This window comes from Holophagales bacterium, assembly GCA_016719485.1.
GTDB lineage: Bacteria > Acidobacteriota > Thermoanaerobaculia > UBA5066 > UBA5066 > UBA5066.
The window spans coordinates 127,830-152,835 of record JADJZB010000021.1 but is presented as its reverse complement, the minus strand read 5'-3'; the positions used below and the strand labels follow the sequence as shown (position 1 = coordinate 152,835).

At 69.4% G+C, this 25,006-nt stretch carries 21 protein-coding genes and 2 pseudogenes; 10 read left to right on the top strand and 13 right to left on the bottom strand.

Annotated features, from left to right (window positions below):
• Window positions 1-427: 427 nt before the first annotated feature.
• The 4 genes from IPN03_12590 to IPN03_12575 all read left to right on the top strand — a co-directional run bounded on the left by IPN03_12590 (window position 428) and on the right by IPN03_12575 (window position 3,595).
• On the top strand, window positions 428-1,108 hold the full coding sequence (locus IPN03_12590; GenBank protein MBK9374533.1) for a glycine cleavage system protein H: 681 nt from the start codon (window positions 428-430) through the stop codon (window positions 1,106-1,108).
• A 224-nt stretch (window positions 1,109-1,332) separates the two neighbouring features.
• Window positions 1,333-1,542: a TM2 domain-containing protein gene (locus IPN03_12585; protein ID MBK9374532.1), complete on the top strand. Its 210-nt coding sequence runs from the start codon at window positions 1,333-1,335 to the stop codon at window positions 1,540-1,542.
• 16 nt (window positions 1,543-1,558) lie between these two features.
• On the top strand, window positions 1,559-1,963 hold the full coding sequence (locus tag IPN03_12580; protein MBK9374531.1) for a DUF2752 domain-containing protein: 405 nt from the start codon (window positions 1,559-1,561) through the stop codon (window positions 1,961-1,963).
• 108 nt (window positions 1,964-2,071) lie between these two features.
• A complete protein-coding gene (locus IPN03_12575; GenBank protein MBK9374530.1) occupies window positions 2,072-3,595 on the top strand; it encodes an aminotransferase class V-fold PLP-dependent enzyme in 1,524 nt (507 codons plus the stop codon).
• A 15-nt stretch (window positions 3,596-3,610) separates the two neighbouring features.
• Here the strand turns inward: IPN03_12575 and IPN03_12570 are convergent, their stop codons facing one another.
• The 11 genes and pseudogenes from IPN03_12570 to hpdB form a co-directional block, all read right to left on the bottom strand.
• The gene (locus tag IPN03_12570; protein MBK9374529.1) at window positions 3,611-3,991 is read right to left on the bottom strand and encodes a carboxymuconolactone decarboxylase family protein; all 381 of its coding nucleotides are present in this window, start codon (window positions 3,989-3,991) and stop codon (window positions 3,611-3,613) included.
• A gap of 76 nt (window positions 3,992-4,067) precedes the next feature.
• A complete protein-coding gene (locus IPN03_12565; protein MBK9374528.1) occupies window positions 4,068-4,919 on the bottom strand; it encodes a Fe-S cluster assembly protein HesB in 852 nt (283 codons plus the stop codon).
• Window positions 4,920-4,936: 17 nt separating this feature from the next.
• Entirely contained in the window at window positions 4,937-7,324 is a 2,388-nt protein-coding gene (locus IPN03_12560; GenBank protein MBK9374527.1) for a PBP1A family penicillin-binding protein, read from the bottom strand.
• 25 nt (window positions 7,325-7,349) lie between these two features.
• Window positions 7,350-7,997 carry a class II aldolase/adducin family protein gene (locus IPN03_12555; GenBank protein ID MBK9374526.1) on the bottom strand — a complete coding sequence of 216 codons (648 nt, stop codon included), beginning with the start codon at window positions 7,995-7,997 and terminating at the stop codon, window positions 7,350-7,352.
• A gap of 17 nt (window positions 7,998-8,014) precedes the next feature.
• Window positions 8,015-9,229, bottom strand: coding sequence for a radical SAM protein (locus IPN03_12550; GenBank protein ID MBK9374525.1), 1,215 nt, complete (start codon window positions 9,227-9,229; stop codon window positions 8,015-8,017).
• Window positions 9,230-9,489: 260 nt separating this feature from the next.
• Window positions 9,490-10,800: pseudogene (locus IPN03_12545) on the bottom strand (sigma 54-interacting transcriptional regulator).
• A gap of 812 nt (window positions 10,801-11,612) precedes the next feature.
• On the bottom strand, window positions 11,613-12,959 hold the full coding sequence (locus tag IPN03_12540) for an alginate export family protein (GenBank protein MBK9374524.1): 1,347 nt from the start codon (window positions 12,957-12,959) through the stop codon (window positions 11,613-11,615).
• A gap of 168 nt (window positions 12,960-13,127) precedes the next feature.
• On the bottom strand, window positions 13,128-14,066 hold the full coding sequence (locus tag IPN03_12535; protein MBK9374523.1) for a glycyl-radical enzyme activating protein: 939 nt from the start codon (window positions 14,064-14,066) through the stop codon (window positions 13,128-13,130).
• Window positions 14,067-14,171: 105 nt separating this feature from the next.
• Window positions 14,172-15,224, bottom strand: coding sequence for an MFS transporter (locus tag IPN03_12530; GenBank protein ID MBK9374522.1), 1,053 nt, complete (start codon window positions 15,222-15,224; stop codon window positions 14,172-14,174).
• A 525-nt stretch (window positions 15,225-15,749) separates the two neighbouring features.
• Window positions 15,750-16,019 carry a 4-hydroxyphenylacetate decarboxylase small subunit gene (gene hpdC, locus IPN03_12525; protein MBK9374521.1) on the bottom strand — a complete coding sequence of 90 codons (270 nt, stop codon included), beginning with the start codon at window positions 16,017-16,019 and terminating at the stop codon, window positions 15,750-15,752.
• A gap of 1 nt (window position 16,020) precedes the next feature.
• Window positions 16,021-18,735, bottom strand: a complete 2,715-nt coding sequence (hpdB, locus tag IPN03_12520; protein ID MBK9374520.1) for a 4-hydroxyphenylacetate decarboxylase large subunit — start codon at window positions 18,733-18,735, stop codon at window positions 16,021-16,023.
• A gap of 430 nt (window positions 18,736-19,165) precedes the next feature.
• Between hpdB and IPN03_12515 the strand changes: the two genes are divergently transcribed.
• From IPN03_12515 to IPN03_12505, 3 genes are read left to right on the top strand one after another with little or no spacing between them, the layout of a single operon-like run.
• Entirely contained in the window at window positions 19,166-19,399 is a 234-nt protein-coding gene (locus IPN03_12515; protein MBK9374519.1) for a hypothetical protein, read from the top strand.
• A 30-nt stretch (window positions 19,400-19,429) separates the two neighbouring features.
• Complete coding sequence (locus IPN03_12510; GenBank protein MBK9374518.1) at window positions 19,430-20,014, top strand: DUF4125 family protein; 585 nt, start codon at window positions 19,430-19,432, stop codon at window positions 20,012-20,014.
• On the top strand, window positions 20,011-20,583 hold the full coding sequence (locus tag IPN03_12505) for a DUF4125 family protein (GenBank protein MBK9374517.1): 573 nt from the start codon (window positions 20,011-20,013) through the stop codon (window positions 20,581-20,583). Before IPN03_12510 ends, IPN03_12505 begins: the two co-directional genes overlap by 4 nt.
• A 2-nt stretch (window positions 20,584-20,585) precedes the next feature.
• On the opposite strand, the gene IPN03_12500 is transcribed toward IPN03_12505, so the two are convergent.
• Window positions 20,586-20,774, bottom strand: coding sequence for a hypothetical protein (locus IPN03_12500; protein MBK9374516.1), 189 nt, complete (start codon window positions 20,772-20,774; stop codon window positions 20,586-20,588).
• 425 nt (window positions 20,775-21,199) lie between these two features.
• Here IPN03_12500 and IPN03_12495 point away from each other — a divergent pair, with 425 nt between their 5' ends.
• From IPN03_12495 to IPN03_12485, 3 genes and pseudogenes are all read left to right on the top strand, one after another.
• Complete coding sequence (locus IPN03_12495; GenBank protein MBK9374515.1) at window positions 21,200-21,988, top strand: DUF4037 domain-containing protein; 789 nt, start codon at window positions 21,200-21,202, stop codon at window positions 21,986-21,988.
• Window positions 21,989-22,034: 46 nt separating this feature from the next.
• Window positions 22,035-22,211, top strand: a complete 177-nt coding sequence (locus IPN03_12490; GenBank protein ID MBK9374514.1) for a hypothetical protein — start codon at window positions 22,035-22,037, stop codon at window positions 22,209-22,211.
• A 117-nt stretch (window positions 22,212-22,328) separates the two neighbouring features.
• Window positions 22,329-22,727: pseudogene (locus IPN03_12485) on the top strand (carbon-nitrogen hydrolase family protein).
• Window positions 22,728-22,859: 132 nt separating this feature from the next.
• Here the strand turns inward: IPN03_12485 and IPN03_12480 are convergent.
• Window positions 22,860-24,959, bottom strand: a complete 2,100-nt coding sequence (locus IPN03_12480; protein MBK9374513.1) for a GreA/GreB family elongation factor — start codon at window positions 24,957-24,959, stop codon at window positions 22,860-22,862.
• Window positions 24,960-25,006 lie beyond the last annotated feature (47 nt).

Sequence of the window (25,006 nt, the reverse complement as noted above, 5' to 3'; positions counted from 1 at the left end):
AGCGCGCGGCGAGGGCGAGGAGAGCGAGGGGTACGCGCCACCGGACTCACCAGACTTCCACGAGGAGCTTCCGGTTTCTTCTACGGTGCGTCGGGCGAAAGGTTCCCCCGACGGACCCGGCGGCAACCGAAGGTTTCGGTTCGCCATTCCGGGTGTTGCGAAACTCATCAGCCCCGACACTTCGGCGACCGACCTCTAGCCGAGAGTTCAAGTCATTCTGATATAGGGTTTTAGCAGACTCTCCCTACGGTTCGGGGGCGTTGAGGAGTTCACCAGCCTTCTCGATGCGAATGAGCACGGACATCTCTTTCAAACCGTATCTTCTCAATGACTTGTGAGAATCCAGAAGTGGCTGGCAGCGACCTTGCGATATCTCGTGGTGAAACGGGGCCGAGAGACATCGGACGCACCCCGCAGGAGGTTCCAAATGGTCGCACTGCTCGTCATCCTCACCATCGTCCTCGCGCTCGCCGTCGACAGTTTCGTCCTCGCGCGCCAGCGCCGGACCGCCAGCGTCGAAGCGCTCCAGCCGATCGTGGCGATGAAGGTGCCCCAGCCTCCCCAGGGTGTCTTCCTCGACGCGGCCCACACCTGGCTGCGCATCACCTCCGACGGCCGCCTGCGCGTCGGCATCGACGACTTCCTCGCCGAGGCCGTCGGCCAGGTCGACAAGGTCGACGTCCCCGCCCAGGGAACCACCATCGAGCGCGGCAGCCCCCTGTTCACCCTCACCGTCAAGGGCCGCAAGCTCGTCATCCCCTCCCCCGCCTCCGGCACCGTCATGTCGGCCAACGACAAGGCCATGCGCGACCCCTCCGCCGTCGTCCGCGACCCCTACGGCTCCGGCTGGGTCGCCTCCATCTGGACCCGCGACCACCACGCCGCCATCGCCCCCCTGCGCATCGGCGCCGCCGCCACCCACTTCCTGCGCGAAGAGCTCCACCGCCTCGCCGACTTCATGGTCCCCTCCCGCACCATGGCCCACGTCCCCGTCATGGCCGACGGCGGACTCCCCGGCAAGGGCTCGGCCGCCAGCCTCGACGACGCCTCCTGGGACACCTTCTCCCGCGAGTTCGTCAACGCCCCCACCCAGACCCCGATCGCCTGAACCTCCCCGCCCTCCCGTTTCCCGGCCCCGGCCGCCCTCAGGCGTCCGGGGCCTTCCGTTTCTGGCCCGACGGGCGAGCGCCGCAGGGAATGCCGCAACGCAACGCCCTGCGTGACACAGGTCACCCGCCCGGCGATTCGGTTCCAGATCCGAGACAACTTCTCGATTAAAGCGGAAACCTCGACTATTCTTCCGGCCAAACCGGAAAAAGCGAGGGAGGACTCATGCCGAAAAAGGACTGGATGACCGCTCTGCTCCTGTCGATCTTCCTCGGCGGACTCGGGGTCGACCGCTTCTACCTCGGGTACACGGGCCTCGGGATCCTGAAGCTCCTCACCTGCGCGGGGCTCGGGATCTGGGGAATCATCGACATCATCCTGATCGCCACGGGAAAAATGAAGGACGCCCAGGGGAACGATCTGCTGAAGAAGTAGCGTGCTCCGGCAGGAGATCGCACGGAGGCTCCGGGGGCGGCGCGCGCAGGCGCTCATCGCCCTCGGGGCTTTTCTTCTCGTCCTCCTCGTCCTCGTCTTCGTCGACCCGCGGACGGCGCCTTACGCCCCGGTCTGTGTCGTGCACGCGACGACGGGCCTTCATTGCCCCGGCTGTGGCACAGGCCGCGCTCTCCACGCCCTCGTCCACGGCGACCTCGCCCACGCGCTCCGGCTGAACGTCCTGGCCGTCGCCGCGATCCCGGCCTTCCTCGCCCTGGCCCTCCGCGTCGCGCTCCGCCCGGAGCGGCCTCTCCCGATACCACCCCTCTGGCTCCGTCTCCTCATCTACGCCGTCCTCTTCGTCTTCCTGGTCGGCCGCAACCTGCCGTTCGAGCCGTTCGCGAGCTGGGCGCCGCGCTAGGCACGGCGCCTCCGGGAGGGGCACGGCCCTCGGCGAGCCGCCGGCGGCTCCTTTCCGCTATCCTCCCCCGCTGGCGCCCGCGCCCGCCGGGGCCGCGCAGGGGGACCCATGACAGCCACCGCACGCCTCGTCGATGCCGCCTCGAGCGCCCCGCGTCCCGCCGTCGCGACCTCGTCCGACGGGGAGGAGCGCGCGTTCCTCGACCGCCTGCGCAGCCGCGTCCTCGGCGCCACCGCCACGATCCCCACCCCCTCCGGCGAGAAGCCGCTGCGCTACTTCGACTTCATCGCCTCCGGGCGCTTTCACGCCGACGTCGAGGACGAGCTCGCCGAGAAGGTCCTCCCCTTCATGGCGAACACCCACACCGAGAGCAACCACACCGGCCGCCTGATGACGCACTACTACGAGAACGCCTTCTCGAAGATCGCGAGCTACGTCGGCGCGTCGAAGGAAGACGTCCTCATCCCGGTGGGGTCGGGGTCGACGGGCGCGATCAACCGGCTCATCTACGTCCTCGGCCTGCGCATCCCCGACCAGCTCGAGGAGCGCCACCACCTGACGCGGCAGATCCCCGAGAACGCCCGTCCCGTCATCTTCCGTTCGATGATGGAGCATCACTCCAACGACATCGCCTGGCGCGAGACGATCGGCGATTCGGTCTACGTCGACTTCGACGCGGCGGGGCGCATCTCGGTCGAGGACCTCGACGCCAAGCTCGAGCAGTGGAAAGACCGCCCGTGGAAGATCGGGACGTTCAGCGCGGCCTCGAACGTTACCGGCATCCTGAACGACGTCCCCGCACTCGCCCGCGTCCTCCACCGTCACGGCGCGCTCGCCTTCTTCGACTACGCCGCCGCCGGCCCCTACGTGGACGTCGACATGAACCCCGCGGGAGACCCCGACGCGCGGCTCGACGCGGTCTTCTTCTCGGTCCACAAGTTCCTCGGCGGGCCGAGGACACCCGGGCTCCTCGTCGCCGACCGGAAGCTCTTCACGAACCGTGTTCCGGCCGAGCCGGGCGGCGGGACGGTCCTCTACACGTCGCCCTGGGACCATCGCTACCTCTCGGCCATCGAGTTCCGCGAAACGGGGGGCACGCCGCCGATCGTCCAGTCGATCCAGGCCGGCCTCGCCTTCGACCTGAAGGCCGCAGTCGGCATGGCACGCACCGAACGGATCGAGCGCGACTATCTCTCGCGCGCCCTCCGGGAGTGGCGCGGCCGCGACGACCTCTTCATTCTCGGGAACCTCGAGACGAAACGCCTCGGCGTCCTGTCGGTCATCTTCCGCGACCTGCACCACAACCTCGCCGCGACCCTCCTGAACGACCTCTTCGGCATCCAGGTCCGCGCCGGCTGCATGTGCGCGGGACCCTACGGACACCTCCTCCTCCACATCGACGAGGCGCACTCCGCCGCGATCCGCAGCCGGCTCGACGAGGGGCACATCGGCGAGAAGCCGGGCTGGGTGAGGATCAGCCTGTCTCCGACGGTGAGCGAAGAGGAGTTCCAGGCGCTTCTCGAGGCGGTGGACCACGTGGCGCGCAAGGGCCGCGGCTACGAGACGGACTACGAGCTCCGCGACGCGACCGGCGAATGGGCTCGGCGGGCCCCGGAGCGGGCCGGGGCCTGACCCTCGTCCGCGAAGCTACTTCGCCTTCTTCGCCTTCTTCGCCTTCTTCGCGGCCTTCTTTTCGTCCTTCGCCACGCCCTTGCCCGCCTCGCGCAGGACGTCCTCGATCCAGGAGATTCCCATCATGGTGTGAGGGAAGCCCAGGGTCGTCAGGCCGAGGATCGCCACGCCCTGCACCTCGGTCGCCGTCGCCCCCGCCTCGAGCGCGCGCCGGGCGTGCGAGTGGACGGCCCCCTCGAGACGCGAACCGACTGCGAGCGCCAGCTTCACGAGCTCGGCATCCTTCTCCCCGAAGCCGGCGGCCTCGCGACTTGCCGCGGCGAGCGCCTCGTACGTCATTCCGCACTCCGGATAGGTCTCCACGAACTTCCGGAACGGACCAGGCACTTTCTTCATCGCATCCTCCGAAGGGCCATTGTAGGAGCCCCGCGGTGCGAAGGCGCGAGCCAGGCCCGGAGGGGGGAGCCCGGTCCTACGGCCAGAGCCGGTCGCGCCCATCGTGCCAGTCCCGCGTCACGTCGAGCCAGAACGCCAGTCCCGCGTACCCGCCGAACGGCGCGTAGAAGCGCGCGACCCGGGCGTCCTTGCCCGGACGCCCCTTGAAGCGGAGCTCGGCGACCTTCTTCCGCGACCACGAGTCGAGGCCGAGGTGCCCGTGGCGACCGAGAAGGCGCAGGAGCGTCTCGGCGGCGTACGGACCGAACCCCTTCTCCGCCCGGATGAGCTCCATCACCTCCGTATCGGAGCGGGACGGGTCTTCCCAACCCGCGAGGTCGAGGTCCCCCGAGGCGACGCGCGCCGCGAAATCGTGCAGGAACGGGGCGCGGTAGCCGACCTTCAGCTCCTCGCGCAGCCGGCGCTCGGGAAGGGAGGCGAGGAACGCGGCGTCGGGGAAGGCGCCGCCGCGTTCGAAGGCCGCGACCATGCGCGCCACCATCGCCTTCGTCAGGGACCACGAGCAGTTCGTCGTACAGAGGACCTTCACCGCGTCTTCGAAGAGCGTCGGGGCACGCAGGATCCGCCCGGCGAGCCGGTCGGCCATCCAGCCGAAACCATCCTCCCGGCGCGCGGCGCAGAGAGCGTGGAACGGCGCGAGGTCTGTCCCGAGATCGAGGACGCGGGCGACCACGGGCTTCACGGCCGTCGACGGCGCGGACGAGGAGACGCCGACGCCGCCGGGCCGGGAGGTCAGCAGGACGGGCACGGCCGCGCCGCCGAGCAGGAAGACGAACGAGAGGCGGCGCCTCCCCTCGTCCCAGGCGAACGGCGGCAGGTCGTACCAGCCGTGGCTCCGGGCCACGAGACCGAGGTCGACACCGGAAATCGTGAAGCGGGAACCGGTCACCCCGGCCCTTCGGTCCCCTCGACGGGAGGAAGGCCCGGACCACCCGGCGGGGCCGGGTTCCCCTCACCGTGCACCGTGCAGCGCTCCGCCGGTTCCGTCCCCTCGAGGAAGAGCTCGTTGACGGACGTGGGGCAATCCTCGGTGACGAGCATTCCCGTCGCCGGGTCGACCGATGCCGTGACCACCCCCTGGACCTCGGGGAACGGCTCCTCGAAGAAGTGAGACGGGAGGCGCCGCGCGAACTCGGCGTAGATCGGCACGGCGGCCGTCGACCCCGAGAGGTTCAGCCCCCGGTTGTCGTCGAAGCCGACCCAGACGGCCACGAGGAGACGGGGCGAGAAGCCGATGAACCAGGCGTCGCGCCCGTCGTTCGTCGTGCCCGTCTTCCCCGCGAAGATGCCCTGCGCGCCGCGCCCCCGGGCCGAGGCCCCCGTTCCGCGGTTGACGACCCCCTGGAGGATCGAGTCGAGGACGGCGACGGCGGCGGGGTCGGCAGCGCGCTGGAGGGGGACGTCCTTGCGGTCGATCCGCCGCCCCTCCGGTCCGACGAGGCCGAGGAGGGCGTTCGGCTTCACGAGGATGCCGCCGTTGGCGAAGACGGAGTAGGCCGCGGCGATCTCCATCGGCGTGCACTCGAAGGCGCCGAGCGCGAGCGAGGGGTACGCCTTCATCGGAGACGTGATCCCCGCCTTGCGCGCCGCCTGGATGACGTCCGCCAGGAGCGTCTTGCCGGCCCCCGTCTCCCAGACCGCGAGGCGGACGGTGGGGATGTTCAGCGAGTGCTCGAGCGCGTACCGGACGGTGACGGGTCCGCGGAACTGCCCGTCGTAGTTGCGCGGCGACCAGGTCTCCTCTTCCGTCCTGCCGAAGAGGAGGGAGATCGGCGAATCCTGGAGGATCGTGATCGGCGTGACCGGCGGGACGAGGTCCCGCCTCTCGAACGCGGCGAGATAGACGAACGGCTTGAAGAGCGAGCCGGGCTGGCGCCGGGCCTGGACGACGCGGTTGAACTGGCTCACCTGGTAGTCCCGCCCGCCGACGAGCGCCCGGATCGATCCCGTGTGCGGGTCGAGGGCGATGAGAGCCGCCTGGAGCGGCTCCTCGCCCTCCTTCGTCCGGAGTTTCTTGAACCGCTTCTCGAGCTCCGCCAGGCCCGTCTGGACGGCGGCCTGCGCCGCGGCCTGCATGTCGGGGTCGAGCGTCGTGTAGAGGGAGAGGCCCGCCCCGGAGAGGTCGCTGCGCGACTCCTTCACCTGCGTCAGGACGAAGTCGACGAAGTGCGGCGCCTCGATGCCCGTCACGGGTTTGCTCACCCGGGTGAGCGGCGCCGCCAGGGCGGCGTCGTACGCGGCGCGGTCGATCTTCTTCTCGTCGAGCATCCCCTTCAGGACGAGGGCGCGGCGCGCCTTGGCCCTCTCGGGGCTGCGGAACGGCGAGAAGCGGCCGGGTGAGGAAATCAGGCCGGCGAGCATCGCGGCTTCGGGGAGGTCGAGCTGCGAGACGGGCTTGCCGAAGTAGAACCGCGCCGCCTCCTCGACCCCCGTGACCGAGACGGAGCCGCGCTGCCCGAGATAGATCTCGTTGAGGTACGACTCGAGGATCTCCTCCTTGCCGTACTTCGCGTCGAGGATGACGGCGAGGAGCGCCTCGACGGCCTTCCTCCGGAGGGTCCGCTCGGGGGTGAGGAAGAGGTTCTTGACGAGCTGCTGCGTCAGCGTGCTCGTCCCCCGCACCGACCTGCCGCGGACCAGCCCCTGCAGGACGGCGCCGACGAGCCTCTTCGGGGCGAGTCCCGCGTGCGTGAAGAAGTCCCGGTCCTCGGTCGTCAGGATCGCGTCGACGACGACCTTGGGCACCTGCGAAAGGCGAACGAGCGTCCGGTCCTCCATCTTCATGTCGAAGACGGAGCCGACGACCTCCGGCTCGAAGACGACGTACGGAAGCGGAACACCGTCGGCGTCACGCTTGAGCGCGGCGATGCGCCGGCCCGAGAAGTCGATCCGGACGACGAAGCCGGGGAACCGGCCGTAGGCCGTCTCGTGCGGGTTGACGCCGACGACCATCCGGCTCCGGGAGAGGAGATACCGGCCCCCGGAGACCGGTGCCGCGGGGACCGGCGCGTATCGCAGGCGGGCGAGGCGCCGCTCGACGTCGTCCGGGCCGAGGGCGTCTCCGGGACGAAGGACCCAGACGTCGGAGTAGAGACGCGTGGGGAGACTCCACCGCCGGCCGTCCATCGTCCTCGAGACGACCCGGTCGTAGTACGCGACGACGAGTACGAGGGAGACGGCGAACAGGACGGCAAGGCCACCCGCCCCCCAGAGCGCCCACCTCGGGATCGCCGTCCAGATGCGGCGCACGCGGGCGCGGAGGCCGGACCTCACCACGGGAGTGTAGCGAACGCCGGGCTCACCTCGAACTCGGCCCGGACGCAGCGGCACCGGCGAGGAGCGAGACGACCTGTGCGTCCGTCAGCGGGCGCGGTCCGCCGAGGAGGCGCGCGGCGAGCGTGACCTTCGCGAGGTGCTCGACGCGCTCCATCCGGTGCAGGGCCTCCCTCACGTCCCGGCCGAGCGTGAGGACGCCGTGGCTCGCGAGGAGGAAGGCGTCGTGCCCGTCGACCCACGGCTCGAGCGCCCGGGCGAGCTCCTCGGTTCCCGGCGTGGCGTAAGGGACGAGCGGGATCGCGCCGACCGTGAGGACGATCTCGGGCATGACCGGAGCGTCGAGCGGCACCCCTGCCGCGGCGAAAGCGGTGGCGACCGGCGGGTGCGCGTGGACGACGCCGCCGACGTCCCCGCGCCGCCGGTAGCAGAGGAGGTGCATCGGCGTCTCCGTCGACGGACGGCCCGCTCTCTCGACGACCCGTCCGTCGGGGTCGACGAGCAGCAGGTCTTCCGCCGAGAGTCCGCCCTTCTCGCGCCCCGCCGGGGTGACCAGAAGCGCGTGAGGGCCGAGGCGAGCCGAGATGTTCCCGTCGGTCGCGGGCGCGAAGCCGAGGGCGTCGAGCCTCCGGCCGCACGTGACGAGCGCGGCGCGGACGGCGGCGTGGTCCATCTCGTTTTCCATTTCCGTCAGGCGACCGGGAGCATCGCATTCCCGTCGCGGGGGTCGACGGAAAGCGGCGGGTTCCCGTTCGGCCCCGTGAGGACGAGCGCTCGCCCTTCGCGTCGGAGCCGGGTCTCGACGCCCCCCCTGCGAACGACCGCCTCGAGCCCCGGCCGCTCCTCGAGAGCCTTCCCGAGAAGGAGGAGCGAGGCGCGGTTCACCATCCGGCAGAAACCGCCGTCGTAGAACGCCTCGCCCGTCGACCTCCGGAAGTCCGCGAGCCCGGCGGGACAGAGGTTGCAGAGGTCGAACACGTCGAGGCAGCGGGCGCAGGCGGCAGGAGGAGGGGCCTCGGCCTCCGTGAAGAAGCGGTCGAGCCCCTCGAGCGAGGGGAGCGTCCGCCACGTGGGGAAGTCGGAGCAGTACCAGGCGACGTAGCAGTCGGTGAAGCGGCCGTCGGGGAGGATGCTGACTCCGAGCCGGTGGCACGTCCAGTCGCGCTTCAGGCCGAGGTGCCACTCCCCCGCTTCCGGCGCGCTCAGGAGCCTCACGCCCCGGTTCGAGGCCTCGTCGAGGAACGCGGCGAGCTGCCTCACGAACTCCTCCCGCTGGGCCTCGTTGAAGGAACGCTTCAGGGGCCGGAAGGCGAAGGGCGACGGCTCGAGGTCGAGGAGCGAGAGGAAGTTCTCCTTCAGGCGGTGCGCGTCGCGGGGCGTGACGCACGCCGTCACCTTGAGCGTCACGTGCGGCGCGCCGGCGAGACGCGCCTTCATCGCGCGGAAGGCCGCCTCGACCTCCCGCCAGTTCGCCGCGTTCCGCTCGGACCGGCGGCCGTCGTAGGAGAAGAGGAGGAGGACCGGGGCGGACGAGGCCGCGATCGCGTCGAGGACCCGGGGCGTCTGCTTCGAGAGGCCCCCCGTGAAGGCCATCACCGGGACGTTCAGCTCCCTGGCGTTCAGGGCGAGGAGCCACTCCCAGAGCTCGGGCTGGTCGAACGTCTCCCCGGCCCCCACCTCGAGCCCCGAGATGTCGTACCTCCCGGCCGCCTCGCGGATCTTCTCCTCGGCGACGCGCGGGTCGAGGCGCGCCAGCCGCGTCCTCGGGAAGCCGTGCGACTTCTTCAGCGCGCAGTACGAGCAGCTCCCCGTGCAGTCGAGGCCGAGGACGACCTTCAGGACGCGCTGCGGCCGCCGCCCCCCCGGAGGGACCGCGGGCTCGCGGACGGTCCCGGGAGCGCTCACCTCTTCACTTGTACCGGTTGCAGGCCGCCCGGGTCAGGAGCTCGGCCGGGTCGAGAGGGCTGAGCGCGTCGCGCGCGCTCCCGCAGATGGGGCAGGTCCAGCTCTCCGGGAGATCCCAGGGGGTCGGCTTCATCCCGTCTTCGGGAGGAGGAGTCTTCCCCTCGGTCTCGACCATGTAGCTGCAGGTGTCGCAGAGCCACTTCGGCATCGGTCACCTCGTCACGCGCCGCCGTCCCTGGCGGGAGGAGGGGCGCTCCACGCACGATCCCGTACGCGTGCAGCTTCTTGTAGAGGAGCGCGCGGGAGATGCCGAGGAGCTTCGCCGCCTGGAGCCGGTTGTTGTTCGTCCGCGCCAGGGCGAAGCCGAGGGCGCGGCGCTCCGTCTGCTCGACGAGCTCGGCGAGCCCGCAGTCCTCCGAGAGGCAGAAGTCGTCGTGAGTCTCGCGGGCGCCCGCCATGATCATCCGGACCTGCTCGTCGCTGACGACCGGCTCGACGACGATCGTCAGCGCCCGCTCGAGGACGTTGTGCAGCTCGCGGATGTTGCCCGGCCACTCGTAGCGCCTGAGGAGCTTCTGCGCCTCCGGTGAGAGCGAGCGGTGGTAGATGCCGTGCCTCTTCTTCAGGTCCTCCCAGAAGATCCGGAGCAGCTCGGGGATGTCCTCCCGGCGATCGCGAAGTGCCGGAATCCGGATCGGAATGACCGAGAGGCGGTAGTAGAGGTCCCTGCGGAAGCGCCCCTCGTCGGCCTGCTTCGTGAGGTCCTGGTTCGTGGCGGCGATGACGCGGACGTCGACCTTCAGGACCTCCTCGGAGCCGACCTTCTCGATCTCCTTCTCCTGCAGGACGCGCAGGAGCTTGGCCTGGACCGCGAGCGGCATGTCGCCGATCTCGTCGAGGAAGATCGTGCCGCCGTCGGCCATCTCGAACTTCCCCTGCTTGCCCCCCTTGCGCGCCCCCGTGAAAGCCCCGTCCTCGTAGCCGAAGAGCTCCGACTCGAAGAGCGTCTCCTGGATCGCCGAGCAGTTCACCCTCACGAAGGGCCGGGAGGCCCGCGTCGAGAAGGCGTGGATCGCGTGGGCGAAGACCTCCTTTCCGACGCCGCTCTCGCCGAGGAGCAGGACCGTCGAGTCCTGCGGCGCCGCCCGGACCGCCGTCTCCTTGGCCTCGCGGCTCGCCGGCGCGAGGGCGACGACGTCGGTGAAGGAGAACCTCACGTCGGGGGCGACGGCTCCCTTCCGCTTCCGGAGCGCCTCGAGCTCCTTCTGGAGGTGCTCGACCTTGTGCGCGAGCCGGTTCACCTGGGAAAGGTCCTGGAAGTCGATCTTCCCCGCCGCCCCGACGCACTTCCCGTCGCGGTAGAGGGGAATGCGCGAGACGACGACGCGCGTGTTGCCGATCTTCTGGAGCTCGCCCAGCTCGGCGATGCCGGTCTGCGCCACGATGTGCATCCGGGTGTTCTCGATCACCTCGGTCACGTGGCGGCCCACGACGCGCTCGGCCGGCACACCGTGGATCTCCTCGAAGCTCCGGTTGACCATCGTGATCACGCCGTCCCGGTTCACGACCATCAGGCCGTCCACCGTGACGTCGAGGACCCTCCGGAGCCCCTCGAGGTCTTCGTGCGCCTGCGCGAGCTGCTCGCCCACGAGCGCCGAGACGTCGTGGATGGCGAGCGTGACGTACCGCAGGGCGCCTTCGACGACGAGCGGGAAAGCCGAAGACGAGGAGGAGCCGGTCCCGGTGCTGGTGGATGCGGGGCGCCTGCCGCCCGGAGGTCGCGGAGGGGCCGAGCGTCCGGGGCGGAAAGAGGCGGCGAAGGACGGGGGCGTCCCCCTTCAGCGCGTTTCCGAAGAAGCTCCTCATCTCGTTGCTGGCGAGAAGGACACGGCCGTCCACGTCCGCCACCGCGACCATGTAGGAGACGTTTCCGCCAGGACCCCCTCGGCGAGCTGGCGGAAGCCACGCGTCCACGCGGTCGCGGCGGGAAGGCGGCGCGGCCTCTTCGTCCCGGAAGAGGATCCCGACGTATCGGCCGCCCTCGTCGACGACGACCGCACTTTCCGAAATCCCGTCGCGGGCCCAGGTGTCCTCGTGGCCGGGCGCCACGACGGCGGGCGCCTTCTCGAGGACCGGCGAGACGGAGCCGTCGAGGTCGGCACGGCCCCTCGGGGAGAGTCGGGCGAGGAACCCGGGAAGGTCGAAGACGCCGGTGACCCGCCCTTCCCCGTCGACGGCCGGAATCAGCGAACGCCCCTGGCGGAGCGCCTGGGCGAGAGCTCCAGCCACGGTGCTTCCCGGGGAGAGGGGCGGGAATTCAGCGGGGGCGTATCGAACCGTTCTCAGGGGGTCGGGCGCCGCGGCGGCGGCCCTCCTGCCGGCATTATAGGGAGCATCGGGAAAGGGACGACCGTGCCCGGGCGCGGGGGACGGCGGAAAGCCGGGGGGCGCCGCGGGGCCGGGCACGGCCATCACCAGGTGATTCGCAGAAGATCTTCTTGAAGCTGTAGATGAGCTCGAACCTGAGGAAGTAGGCCGAGTCGCGCCCGATGTAGAAGTCGCCGGGCTTCAGGTACTCGTAGAGGACGTGGCCCTTGAGCGCCTTCGAGAAGGTGACGTCGGCCCGGGCCTGGAGCATCTCGCCCCGCTTCTTTCCCTTGCCGAAGACCTTCGGGCTCCCGTTGAAGTTCTCGAGGGCGTTCATGTAGTAGTACGTCCCCCGGAGGCCCAGGAACTTCGCCGGGCTCGCGAGGACCTCGGCCTGCCACATGGAGAGGTTCGTCCAGTAGGCGACGCCCTTTTCCGGGACCTGGCTGTAGATGTAGAGCTCGCTCCACTTCGGCCAGCGCGAGAAGAGCGGGTCCCACCCTTCCACCTTGGAGGTCCCCGGGTCGTCGCCCGACATCCCGACCCACCCGACCTGGATCGACGGTTTCCACGACACCGGGAAGGTCTTCTTCGCGTAGGCGTAGCCGCCCCAGGCCGAGATGTCCTTGTTCCCGCCCGCGGTTCCCGGCTTCGGCTTCTCGCTCCCGGCCTCGAAGGCCGCTTCCGCAGTCAGGGAGAACCCCTCGGGAAGCTGCTGGACGGCGCGCCCGCCGAGGATGCCGAGCTGCCGGTCGGGCTGGAACTGCGCGTGCGTCGGCGCGCGGCGGTCGTCCTTCTCGCTCTTCCAGAACAGATACCCGTCGATCGCCGTCTTCGGGAGGTCGCGACCCGTGTAGTAGAGGCCGACGGCCGCCTCGTCCCACTCCTGGAGGAGCTTGTCCTTGTTGTTGATGACCGGGAGATACCAGTCCTTCGCGGGGTCGGAGATGCCGATGAGCTCGACCTTCGACTTCTTCCAGCCGAACGTCACGTCGGCGGCGTTGAAGTACGCCGTCCGCGAGCCGTCTCCGGAAGTCCCGTCGAAAAGGACGAAGCCCTCGCCCTTCATCAGGTTCTGCCGCCCCACGCGGACGGAGACCGACGGGTCGATCTTCCAGTCGACATAGGCCGTCTCGAAGATGACCTCGTCCCACTTGAACTCCGTGTCGGGGTGGACCGTCTTGCGGCTCTCGTTGTTGAGCCCGACGAAGACCTCTCCCTTCGTCCCGATCGTCGCCTTCGCCCAGGCGCGGGTCCGGAAGCGGTACCAGAGGCGGTGGTCTTCGGTGGCGTCGCTGCCGTCGAAGGTGTTGTTCAGCGCCTCGGACCGGACGCGCTCCTCGGCGCCGACCTCCCAGGTGATCTTCCAGGGGCTCGGGCTTCGGCGCGGGCTTCGCTTCTTCGGCCCGGGCGCCGGGCGCGAGGATCAGCGCCGCGCAGGCCAGGGCGGTGATTCGCATCGTCATCGGATTCCTCGTTTCCTCAATCCCGGTTCGGCTTCCCTGGTCCGAAAGGCTCCGGCCGGGGACGCTCAGAAGGGGGTCTTCCAGCCCGTGTAGCAGGTCAGCCCCTCGGCCTCGACGATCTCCTTGAGCGGGGCGAGGGCCTCGACGGGCGTGCCGGGGTGGTTCTCGAAGGCATAGTTCTGGCCGAGCTGGCGGTACTTCGACTCGCCCAGGCGGTGGAACGGCAGGAGGTTGATGACCTCGAGGCCGGCGTCCTTCACGAACTTCGCCGTCGCCCGGATGTTCTCCTCGGAGTCGTTGCAGCCGGGGATGACGGGGATCCTCACGACGACGAACCCCGGCCAGTCCGAGGCGGCCAGGGCCCGGATGTTGCCGAGGACGAGGTCGTTCGAGACTCCGGTCAGCTCCTTGTGCCTCGCCGGGTCCATCTGCTTGATGTCGACGAACACCCAGTCCACGTGCTCGAGCGCCTCGAAGAAGTAGTTCTGCGAGACGCTTGCCGTCGTCTCGATGCAGGTGTGGAGGCGGGCCTCCCGGCAGCGCCGGAGCATCTCCAGGATGAACTCCCGCTGCAGGAGCGGCTCGCCTCCGCTGAAGGTCACGCCGCCGCGGCTCCCCCAGAACTGCCGGTCCCTCTTGAAGACCGCCATGAGGTCGTCCACGGTCATCCACTTTCCGCTCACCTCGAGCGCCTCGTGGTAGCAGTTCTCGACGCACTCGTGCGTGGTGCAGACGTCGCAGAAGGCCCGGTCGAACGTCGCCGAGCCCGCCTCGTTCACGGTGATGGCGTGGTGCGGGCAGGCCTCGACGCAGCGGCCGCAGTGCTTGCACTTGACCTCGCGGCGGACGACGACGGGCTTGCGGAAGAGCCCCTCGGGGTTGCAGCACCAGACGCAGGACAGCGGGCAGCCGGCGAGGAACACCGTCGTCCGCGTCCCCGGCCCGTCGTGGACCGAATGGCCCTGGACGTCGAAGACCAGTCCCCTGGTATCACCGTTTGCCATGGCGTCCTCCGCTCCCGCGGGGAGATCCCCGCCTGCCCCGTGCCCGGCCGGAGAAGAGGGCCTCCCGCCGCCGGGCCGCGGCGGGAGGCCCCGGGGAATACCGGGTCAGCTCGCGCGTCCGGGCGCGACCGCCGCGCCGACCGGCACGCGGACCTTCGGCTCCGCCTTGAGCGGGAGCGTCGTCGCGAGGACGATCGAGAGGACGAAGGAGCCGAGCGCGTAGTAGATCGAGTAGGTGTAGCTGCCGGAGACGTCCTTCAGCCAGCCGCCGATGAACGAGCCGAGGAACGGCCCGATGCCCATGACGATCATCGTGGCGAGGCCCCAGATCTTGCCGAGGGTCTTGCGGCCGTAGATGGCGCCCGTGTACCCGACGACGCCGCCGGGGACGATCGCCCAGTAGACCGCGAAGATGAAGCAGGCGACGTAGGCGAAGACGTCGCTCTGCTTCGTGCCGAGGAGGAAGAGGCAGGCGAGGACGCCCGTGCCCGGGCCGACCATGAGCATCGCCTTGCGCCCCTTGACCTCGTTCCCCATGACCGCGACGACCTTGTCCGCGATCTTGCCCATGATCGGCATCGAGAAGATGCCGATGAGGCCGATGACGGCGTAGGTCTGCGTGGCCTTGGCGAGGCTGAAGCCGACGTCCTGCGTCCAGTAGCTGACGACCTGCGTCCAGATGAGGAACTCGGCCATCATCGACGTGAGGAACGTGAGGATCGCGGCCCAGATCGCGTACTTCGAGAACGCCTCGCCGACGCCCCAGTCGTACTCGGCGGCCGGAGCCGCTCCGCCCGCGGGAGCCGGCATCCCGCCGAACGGCTTCATGCCGTAGGAGTCGGGGGACTGCTTGGCGACGATGACGGCGAGGACGAGGGCTGCGAAGACGATGACCCCGAGGACCATCATCTCGCCGCGCCAGGCGGCGGTGAGGGTCGCGAGCGCGTCCCTGACCGCCGGGATCTCGAGGGTCCCGGGCTCCTTGAGCTTGCCGGCGATCGCCGTGGCGAGCTCCTTGCCCTGGAGGGCGTCCGCGTTCGGCAGGATCGCCTTGACCGCCTCGTCGAGCCCCTTCTGGGCGGCGCCGAGCTTGGGCTTGACGACCTGGGCGAGGACGAACTGCGCCATCGGGGCGCCCGCGAAGGCGAAGCCCCACATCGTCGCGTACGACTTGCCGACGTACCACTTGCGGACCGAGACCGTCGACGTGACCCAGAGCATGCCGGTGGCGATGCCGCCGAGGACGCCGAACGTGAAGAGGTACGCCGCGTGGACGTTGATCATCGACGTCAGGATGAAGCCGAGGCCGCCGAAGACGGCGGCGATCGCGTAGACGGGCTTCGTCCCCCACTTGTCGAGGATCATCCCGGAGAAGTACGCCGTCACGGCGTAGACGACCATCATCAGCGAGTAGCCGAGGGTGACCTGGGCCGTGGACCAGCCCATCGTCACGCCGATGGGTCCCTTCAGGATCGCGAACGTCGCGCGATATCCGAAGAGACAGAAGACGGCCAGCCAGGAGGCGAAGACCACCAGGCGGCCGTAGAGGATGGCTTTCCTGTCTTCCATGCGCTCTCTCTTTTCGTCTCTCTCCGGCCCCGAAACCCGTCCCGCCGGAGGCTGACACGGACGAGGGGCCGGGGACGCCACGCGGCGCCCCCGGCCCGGTCCGTCAGTTTGAGATTACTGCTCGCGGAACATCTCGCAGGTCAGGGCGACCATGTCGGGGTAGGCGAAGAACTTCGGCGTGGCGGTCGAGGCCTCGCAGACCCCCATCTCCACGATCTTCGCGTCGGCGGTGAAGTTGCGGCAGCCCTTGCACTTCGGCGTGGCGACGCACTCTTCGCAGCGGTCCCCGTCGGCCGGGACCATGTTCTTCGTGCGGTGGCAGATTCCCTTGGCGACGTCGACCGCGGCGAAGTTGCGGCAGTCGCGGTGGTGCAGCATTTCCATTTCAAACCCCCTCGTACTCGGTCCGGGCGATGAGCTCGTCCTGGACCGGCTTGCCGATCTCGACCCAGTACTGCGTGAACCCGGCGACGCGGACCATCAGGTCACGGTAGTTCTGCGGGTTCTTCTGGGCGTCCTTGAGGACCTTGGAGTCGACGATGTTGTACTGGACGTGGAAGCCGCCCTTGCGCATGTAGGCCCGGGTGAGGTCGAGGAGCTTCTTCGCGCCCTCGTCGCCCTGGATCGCGCTCGGGTGGATCTTGATGTTGAGCTGGGAGTTCTGCGACATGCTGTGGTCCCAGATCGCGGCGGAGTTCAGGAGCGCGTACGGGCCGTTGCGGTCCGTGCCCGGGAAGGCCGACAGCGAAGCGTCGGCGAACGTCGTCCCCGCGAGGCGGCCGTCGGCGGTCGCGATCGTCGCCGAGCCCATGGCGCCGTGCGTGGAGACCGAGATCTGGCACGCGTAGAGCGGCTTGGCGTTGAGCGACTCGTAGTTGTAGCAGTCCTTGCAGAAGAAGTTTTCCCACTCGAGGAGGATGTTGTCGACGTACGCGTCGTCGTTGCCGTACTTCGGCGCCTGCAGCGCCATGAAGTGGAGCTTGTCCCACTTGCCGGGGCCGTCCTCGCGCTTCTCCTGGTCGGCGAGCGAGAAGGAGTTGACTTCCTTCGCCGTCTTGAAGCCGAAGTTGTCCTTCATCGCCGTCCGGTACTCGTCGAGGGAGACCTTCCTGTCGTCGTAGACGATCTTCTTGAGGGCCGCCATCGAGTTGATCATCGTGATCGTCCCGGCGGATTCGACGTTGTAGGTCGCGTTGTAGCGGTAGCCGAGCTCGTTGATGAGGTGGCCCTTGTCGAGGCAGTCGGGCTTCATGTACGAGTTGATGACCGCCATGTTGTTCTTGCGCCAGATGTCGTGCTGGATGTTGTTCGTCAGGTCCAGGATGTGGACGGCTTCCTGCCAGTAGAGCTTGAACTGGGCGAAGAGCTCGTCGAACGTCTCGAGCTTCCTGCCGTGCGCCTTGAAGACGCGCTCGCCGGTCCGCTGGTCGACGCCGTCCCACAGCGTCAGCTCGAGGATCTTCGGCATCGAGATGAAGTGGACGCCGACGGAGGTCGGCTGGCCGGCGCCGCCCGGGATCCAGTAGGTCGTCCCGTTCAGCGTGATCGGCTTCCAGGTGCAGGCCGAGCTCTCGAGGCAGCCGCCGATCGCCCAGGCGCGCGCGTCCTCGATGTCCATCCCCTCGGGGCCGTAGTGGTGCTTGAGGAACTCCATGCCGACCTGGTTGTTCATGAACGCCGGGTAGCCGCCGCCGGTCTTGATGCACTCGGTGGCGAGCAGCAGGTAGTCCTCGGGGAGCTTCTCGTCGTAGAGGACCGCGAGGGTCGATTGCGGCATCACGTTCCGCATACCCGCCTCGAGGAGGAGGTACTCGAGCCGGTTGCAGGCGTGGTTCCCGTTCTTCTGGAGGCCGCCGCACGACACGGTGTTGAACGTGTTGCCGGAGAGGACGCCGCCGACGACGCCCGCCGAGGCGAAGCAGTCGATGGAGGTCTTCACGACGCGGTCGAGCTCGAGGAGCTCGACGACCTCGTCCTCGGTGATCCGGCCCGCCTTGATGTCCTGGTCGAACCAGGGGAAGAGGACCTGGGCGATGCGGCCCGGGGACATCCCCGAGATGGCGTCCTCGTTCAGGACGGCCAGGTGCATCGTCTCGATCATCTGGAAGGCTTCGATGAAGGTCCGGGGGGCGTTGTGCTCGAGCCACTCGAGGCGCTCGGCGATTCCCTTGTACTCGGCCTTCTGGACGGCGTCCTTCTCGATCGACTCGAGGCGGCGCGCTTCCTTGGCGTAGTTGCGGACCCAGGCCTGGAGGCCTTCGGTCGCGATGATGACCGCCTCGTAGTTGTAGAGGCGGTTCATACCGGTGAGGCCGTCGCCGTCGGCGCGGCCGGCGACCTTGGCCTTCATCTCCTTCGCGAGGGCGATGATGCCGTCGAACCCGAGGTGGAGCGGGTAGTAGTAGTTGATGACCTCGCGCCCCTGCGGGAGCGTGTAGCCGGAGTCGAACATGCAGACGATGTTCCGCATGATCGCTTCCTTGGTCTCGTAGCCGGGGACCATCGTCTCGTACTTGTGGCCGAGGTCGTCGACGGACTTCCCGACCCACGAGCGTGCGATCTTGAGGAGGGCGGGGATCTCTTCCTGCCTCACGCCGAATTTGCCGGCGACGCTGACGACCTTGCCGAAGCTCTTGACGACGTTGCCGCCGCCCTGGCCGAACTTGGAGTGCTCGTCGACCGACGTGGAGCCGCGCTTCAGCGCATCCTGGTAGAGCTCGTCCTCCTTGGCCATGTAGAAGCCCTCGGAGAGCCACGGCATCGGGAAGGAGCCGCGGAAGAACGGCGCCTTGTGCATGACGAGGAGCTCGCCCGGGAAGATCACGGGCGTCGTGTGCGAGAAGGCGGCCTTCAGGGCCATCGCGCGGCGCACGACCGGGATCTCGTTGTCGTGCAGGAAGTACTCGCGCGTGTACCAGTACGGGAACTCGTTGTTGGCCGACGAGAGCGTCTGCATGAAGACGTCCCGCAGCTTCTCGACGCGCGGGTGCGGCGCCTTCTTGACCTCCCGGTCGGTGAGGCTCTTGGGGGCGTGACCCCCGGCCTCGTTCTCCATCGAGACGCCGGCGTCCGCCAGTACTTCCTTCAGTTTCTTCGGCATCGAAACCCTCCTGATTCTTCGCTGCTTCCGGTTGGGCTGTCTGGGCCGACTGGGTCCAGTTTCGTTTCGCTTCCCCCATCGCAAGGGTGTTGCCACCTCCTTCGCCCGTCCGCCAGGACCGGCCAAGTGTCTGTACGCAGGCGGGTTGACGTCTCCCGGCGAATACAGCTCTCGCCCGGTCCCCATGTCTCCGTCCGTGACACGTGCACGCCCCACCGTCCCCGTCCCCCTCGCCATTTCGTGATCACTAAACCTGACGCACCTCCCGCTCCGCGAGCGGGCCGCCGCCTTTGCGAGCTCTGGCCCTCGGCGCGTGTCTCCGGACGTGACACCCCCTGTCACGCCAGGCGACACCGCCGAAAGGACTTGCGGATCGCCGATTCGCGCCCTACCTTGGCCTCGGGCGGACTGGGCCCTCGGGAAAGCGAAGATGAGAACTGCACCGACGGTGAAACGTCTGGTCGCGGCGCTCGTCCTCGACCGCGAGGCCCTCGATTGCCAGAAGGGGCTCTGCTCCGGCGGCATCGACGCGAACGCGATCGCCGACGACGTCCGCTCCGCCTACTACCAGCTCGTGGGTGCGCTCCGCGCGCTCGAGCCCGTCGACCTCGCCGCCTCGCGGCTCCTCGAGGCCCTCGGCGAGACGCCCAACCCCGACGCCTGACCGCGGCGCGCGCCGCGACGGAGGAACCAGATGCCCGCGATCTCCCTTCCGGAACGCGACACCCTCGTCGAAGAAATCGTCGAGCGCGAGTGGGACATGATGAAGGCGGTCGTCTCGGACGGCCGCTCGCTCTGCCAGGAGCGGCCCGGCACGTTTCGCGCGATGCGCGAGATGAGCCACTCCGTCCTCTCGCGGGACACGCTTGCCTCGTACCTCGGCGACCTGAGGAACGCCTTCGCCGAGGGCCGGAACCTCGTCACCGAGAAGTACGCCCGCATGGAGGAGAAGATCTCCCCCGTCTCGGAGTGCCCGCTCATCCCCCGGATCGTCGCGATCGAGCTGGAGTGGATGAGGGAGCTCTGTGCGGACTTCCCCGCCACGTTCCAGGCCTCGATGGCGTACTTCGCGCGTTACGAGGCGTGCGAGCTGGAGACGTACTCCGACTCGACACTGACGCTCCTCTACCGCGACGTCCTCGCGGCCCGCGAGAGCGGCCGGAACCTCGTCCGCGAGCGGTACGAAAACCTCTTCCGCAGGCTCGGGAAGGGGACGATCGCCGAGGTCGAGGCGGGGGGGCGGGAGAGGGCTGCCCTCGAGGCGGGAGGCGCCTCGTGACGCTCCCGCCTGTGCCCGGTCCCGAAGCGCTCGTCGAGGAGATCGTCCAGCACGAGTGGGAAATGATGATGGAGGCGATCGCCGGCCGGCCCGAGCTCTGCCAGGAACGCCCCGGCGGCTACCGGACGATGCGGGAGATCACGCTCTCCGCCCTCTCGCCCGACACTCTCCGCACCTACCTCGGCGAGCTGCGGGTGGCCCGTCTCGCCGGCCGGAACCTCGTCGGCGAGAAGCACTCCCGGATGGAAGAGGCCGCGCCGGCCCCGCCCTCGAATGCCTTCGTGCCGCGGATCGTCGCGATCGAGACGGCGTGGATGGCGGAGCTGACGGAGGGCTTCCCGTTCACGTTCCGCGGCGCGCTCTCCGACTTCGCGCGGGCCCTCGCGTGCGAGCTCGGCACGCTCTCGGACCCGACGATCATGCTCCTCTACCGCGACACCCTCGCCGCCCGCGAGGCGGGCCGGAACCTCGCCCGGGAGCGGTACGAGACTCTCTTCCGGCGGCTCGCGAAGGGGACGCTCGAGGAGGTCGAGGCGAAGGAGCGGGCGAAGGTCCCGGACGCGATCTGATGTCAGCCGGGAAGGAGTCCCCGCTCGCCCAGGATCGCGTCGAGCTTCGCCGCGTACCGCCCGTCGAGGTCGCGCACGGCCGCGGCGTGCGCGAGGGCCGCCTCCGTGTCGCCGAGCTCGAGGAGCGTGAGGGCGAGCTGGAAACGCGGCGGGGCGAAGCGCGGCGCCACCGCGACGGCCCGCCCGAGCATCTTCCGCGGCCCCCGCCGTGTCTCCCTGCATCCCCCGCGAGAGGCCGAGGCCCCAGAGGGCCCCCACGTGACACCGGTCCAGCGCGAGCGCCCTCCCGTAGGCCTCGTCGGCTTCGTCCCAACGGCTGCACGAACGGTACGTCGTCCCGAGGTACGCCCAGTGGTCGGCCGTCGGCTCCTCGTCGACGACGCGCTTCAGCTTCGCGATCGCCTCGTCCCAGCGGTCTGCCCGGCCGAGCTCGAGGGCGTCCTGGATCTCTCTTCTCACGGCCGGGGATCGTACGCCCGGGCGCGGCGACTCTCCGCGTGAAGGGCCTCGAGATCTCGCGCTCCCACTGGGATGGCGTCGTCGCGCCGGCCGTCGCCACGCGCGTTCCGGACCTCCTCCCGCGGACCGCGGCCGGCCTCGTCGGCGAGGGCTCCGAGTGCTTCGGCTTCGACGACGACCTCTCCCGCGACCACGACTTCGACCCGTCCCCCTGCCTCTGGCTCTCCGCCTCCGACTTCGCCGCGCACGGCGAGTCGCTCGTCGCGCTCCTCGAGTCGCTGCCGCCTCCCCCGCGCTCCCTTCTCCACACGGCCGAGGGCCGGGGAGGCGCGGAGTCCACGAGACCGGGACCTTCTACCGCCGCTTCCTCGGACTGTCCCGTGCGCCGCGGACGCTCGACGAGTGGCGCGGAGTACCCGAGGCCGGCCTCTGCGCCGCGACGAACGGAGAGCTCTTCGCCGACTCTCCCGGCCACTTCTCGGCGATCCGGCGCGACCTCCTCGCCTTCTACCCCGAGGACCTTCGCCTCGCGAAGCTCTCCCGCCGCCTCCACGCCGCGGGTCAGTCGGGCCAGTACAACTGGGAGCGCTCCCTCTGCCGCGGCGAGGCGGTCGCAGCGTCTCTCGCCCTCGCCGGCTTTCTCGACGCAGCGCTCGCGATCACCTTCCTTCTCGCGCGACGCTTCCGCCCGTTTCAAAAGTGGGCCCACCGCGCCCTGGAAGGGCTGCCCCCACCCGGTCCGGCGGTTCGCAGCCTCCTTGCGGAGCTCGTCGCCGCACCCTCTTCCCGGGCCACCGACCTCATCGAAGAGGTCTCCGTTCTCCTCGTCGGCGAACTGCGCTCGCAGGGGCTCACCGAGGCCCGGGGCGCCTTCCTCGTCGACCACGCCAGGCCGGTGGCCTCCCGCATCGCCGATTCCCTCCTGCGCCGCGCGTGCGGCGCCTGAGGACCGGCTCCCCTTCCCCGATCACGAACCGCAGAAGGAGCTCGTCATGAAGAAGAGATCGAACGTCAGGGTGGCCTGCGTGCAGGCGGCCCCCGTCTACTTCGACCTCGACAGGACCGTCGAGAAGGGGATCCGCCTCGTCGAGGAGGCCGCAGAAACGGCGCGAGGCTCGTCGCGTTTCCCGAGGTCTGGATTCCCGGCTACCCGCTCTTCACGTGGCTGAACGCGCCGATCGAGGCGCTGCTACACATGCCCTCCTATCGCGACAACGCGCTCGTCGTCGGAGGCGAGCAGGACCTGGCGCTCCGCCGGGCGGCGCGAGAACGGCATCCACGTCTGCATGGGCTACGCCGAGCGCTTCGGCGGAAGCCTCTTCATGGGCCAGATGCTGATCTCGCCTGAGGGGGAGCCGCTCATCGTCCGCCGCAAGCTGAAGCCGACGCTCGCCGAACGCTCCGTCTTCGGCGAGGGGGACGGGACGCACCTGAAGGTCGTCGACACCCGGATCGGCCGCCTCGGCGCCCTCAACTGCTGGGAGCATCTCCAGCCCCTACTGAAGTACGCGATGTACGCTCAGAACGAGCAGATCCACACCGCCAGCTGGCCTGCCCTCGCGCTCTACCGGGAGCAGTCGTACGCGCTCGGCCGCGAGGCGACCTGGGCCGTCAGCCAGACCTACGCTCTCGAGGGACAGTGCTACGTCCTCGCCTCGACGATGAACGCGACCCCTGAAGTCGTGGAGATGCTCTGCGACACGCCGGAGAAGAAGGCGTGCCCCCGCCATCCCCGACCGGAAGGGCCCCGCCAGCCCTCGACCCCGCCGCGCGGCGCGCCCCGCCCGATCCCGGCCGGGCCTGAGCCGGCCTCCCGATCAGCCCTTCTTCCAGACCTCGATCGACTCGATGAGCCCCTGGTCGCCGAGGAACGACACGCGGTCACCGACCTTCCTCCCGAGGAGCCCCTTCGAGACGTCGGCGAGGTAGGAATAGACGTCGGCTTCGGGCCGGGAGTCCCACGGGCCGAGAAGGGTCACGGCCCGCGTCCCGCCCAGGAGCCGGAGCGTGACGCGGGTGCCGGGCCTCACCTCGGAGAGGTCGACGGTGGCCGGGTCGAGGACGCGGGCCTTGCGGAGCTCTTCCTGGAGGCGCGCGACGCGCACGTCGAGGTCCTGCTGGCGCTGCTTGCGGGCCTGGTACTCGAAGTTCTCCGAGAGGTCGCCTTCGGCGCGGGCCAGCGCGAGGCCCTTCGTGTTCTCGGGGATGTCCTCGTGGACGAGCTTCTCGAGCTCCTTCTTCTTCCCTTCGAGGGCCTCCTCCGTCACGAAGAAGTTCTCGTCTCCCCCCTTGCGCAGGTCGGGAAAGCGCATCTCGGCGGCCGAGAAGAGGGCCGCCCGGCGGTGCGGCTCGAGGTCGTTGTGCCGGTCGAGCGCCTGGAGGAACTGCTGCGCGTCCTCGAGCGTCGCCTGCTTCACGAGCCACGCCGCGGCCATTCCGGTCCGGTCGAACAGCTCCCGGATCTTCGCGCGGCCGCCCCCGAGGTCCTCCCACGAGGCGGCGTCGAGGAGCCGGCCGAGGACGGTCGGCGTGAGGCGGGCACGGAAGGACTCGTCCTGGGCGGCGCGCAGTCCGAACCAGAGGAATGCCTTGGGCCCGCTCCGGGGCGACTTCAGGAGCTTGTCGAGCGTCGCCTCGCGGGTCGGAGGGTCGACCTCGGCGAGCCGGCGGTCGATCAGGTCGAGCGTCCGGGCGTCCTCCTCGCGGAAGAACCACTCCGCCACGAGCCTCGGCCCGTCCTGGGGGCGCGAGGAGAGCAGGCCCTCGATGAACCGCTCGCGGGTGAGGCGATCCTCGATGTGGCCGAGCATCGGGAGGGGGGAGTCGGGGACCAGCTCCTCCGGGGTGAAGCCGAGGGAGACCCCTTCGACCTTCTCGGCGGCCACGGCGAGCTCGTAGGCGAGGGGGGCGTTCCCGGCCCGGACCGCCCGCGCGTCTTCCGCGAGCCGCATCGCCATGCGGGAGGCGAGCGCGGCATCACGCTTCGCGTTCTTGCGGTAGAAGTCCAGGCGCGCCTCGGGAGTGTGGGCCTTCTCGAACTTCGCGAGGATGGCGGCGTCCGCGGCCTCGGTCGTGTGCGTCCACTCCACCGTGGCGGTCTTGCCCGAGCCGTGCAGGACGACGTGCGCGTTCTTGCGCGCGGCCGTCCACCAGGACGTCCAGCGCTCCTCTGCGACGAGGCCCGCGACGGCCTCCTTCACGTCGGCCAGCGGGAGCGGCCTTCCGAACGAGTCGAGGAGCCGGCGGAGGCCCTCGGGCGGATCGGACAGGACGACCGCGCTCAGCGCTTCGCGCGACGTCAGCTTGTCGTGGAGGAAGTGCCCCTCCGGAAGCGGCGTCAGGCTCTTGGCGGCGACGCCGATCGGGATGGAGACGCCGACCGACTTCTCGAAGTCGACGCGGACGGCATCGAGGGCGAAGTTCATCTCGACGACCTTCCCCGCCCCGCGGCCCGCCATGAAGAAGCAGCGGCCGACCTCGAACGGGAGCCACTTCTCCGCCCGCTCCATCCGCGCCAGCCCGTCGACGGGCTCCTTCGCCTCCCGGAACCGGAACCGCCCGAGGAGCGTCGTGAGCGAGGGCGAGTCGGGATAGGCCGCCCGGATCGCCTCCTCGAAGTGCTTGTGGAAACCGTCCTGCGTCGAGGGCGTCGCCCCGGCGCGGACCGCCTCCTTCAGGAGCGCCCACCTCAGGCGGTTCGCTTCGGGGGAGGTGCCGGGCCCCTTCAGCGTTGCGTCGGCGAGGGTGGCGAGGTTCTGGAGACGTCCCTTCTGTCCGGAGGCGCGGGCCAGCCCGCGGAAGGCGGCCAGGAGCAGCTCGCCGTTGGCCTCGGAGTCGAGAAGGGCATCCTTGACGGCATTCTCGACGACGTCGAGCTTCTTTTCGGACAGGAGCGACGAGAGCTCAGGCAGATTCATAGTCGGGGCGGGAGTGTACCCGCCCCGCCCCGAATCTTCCCGCCGAC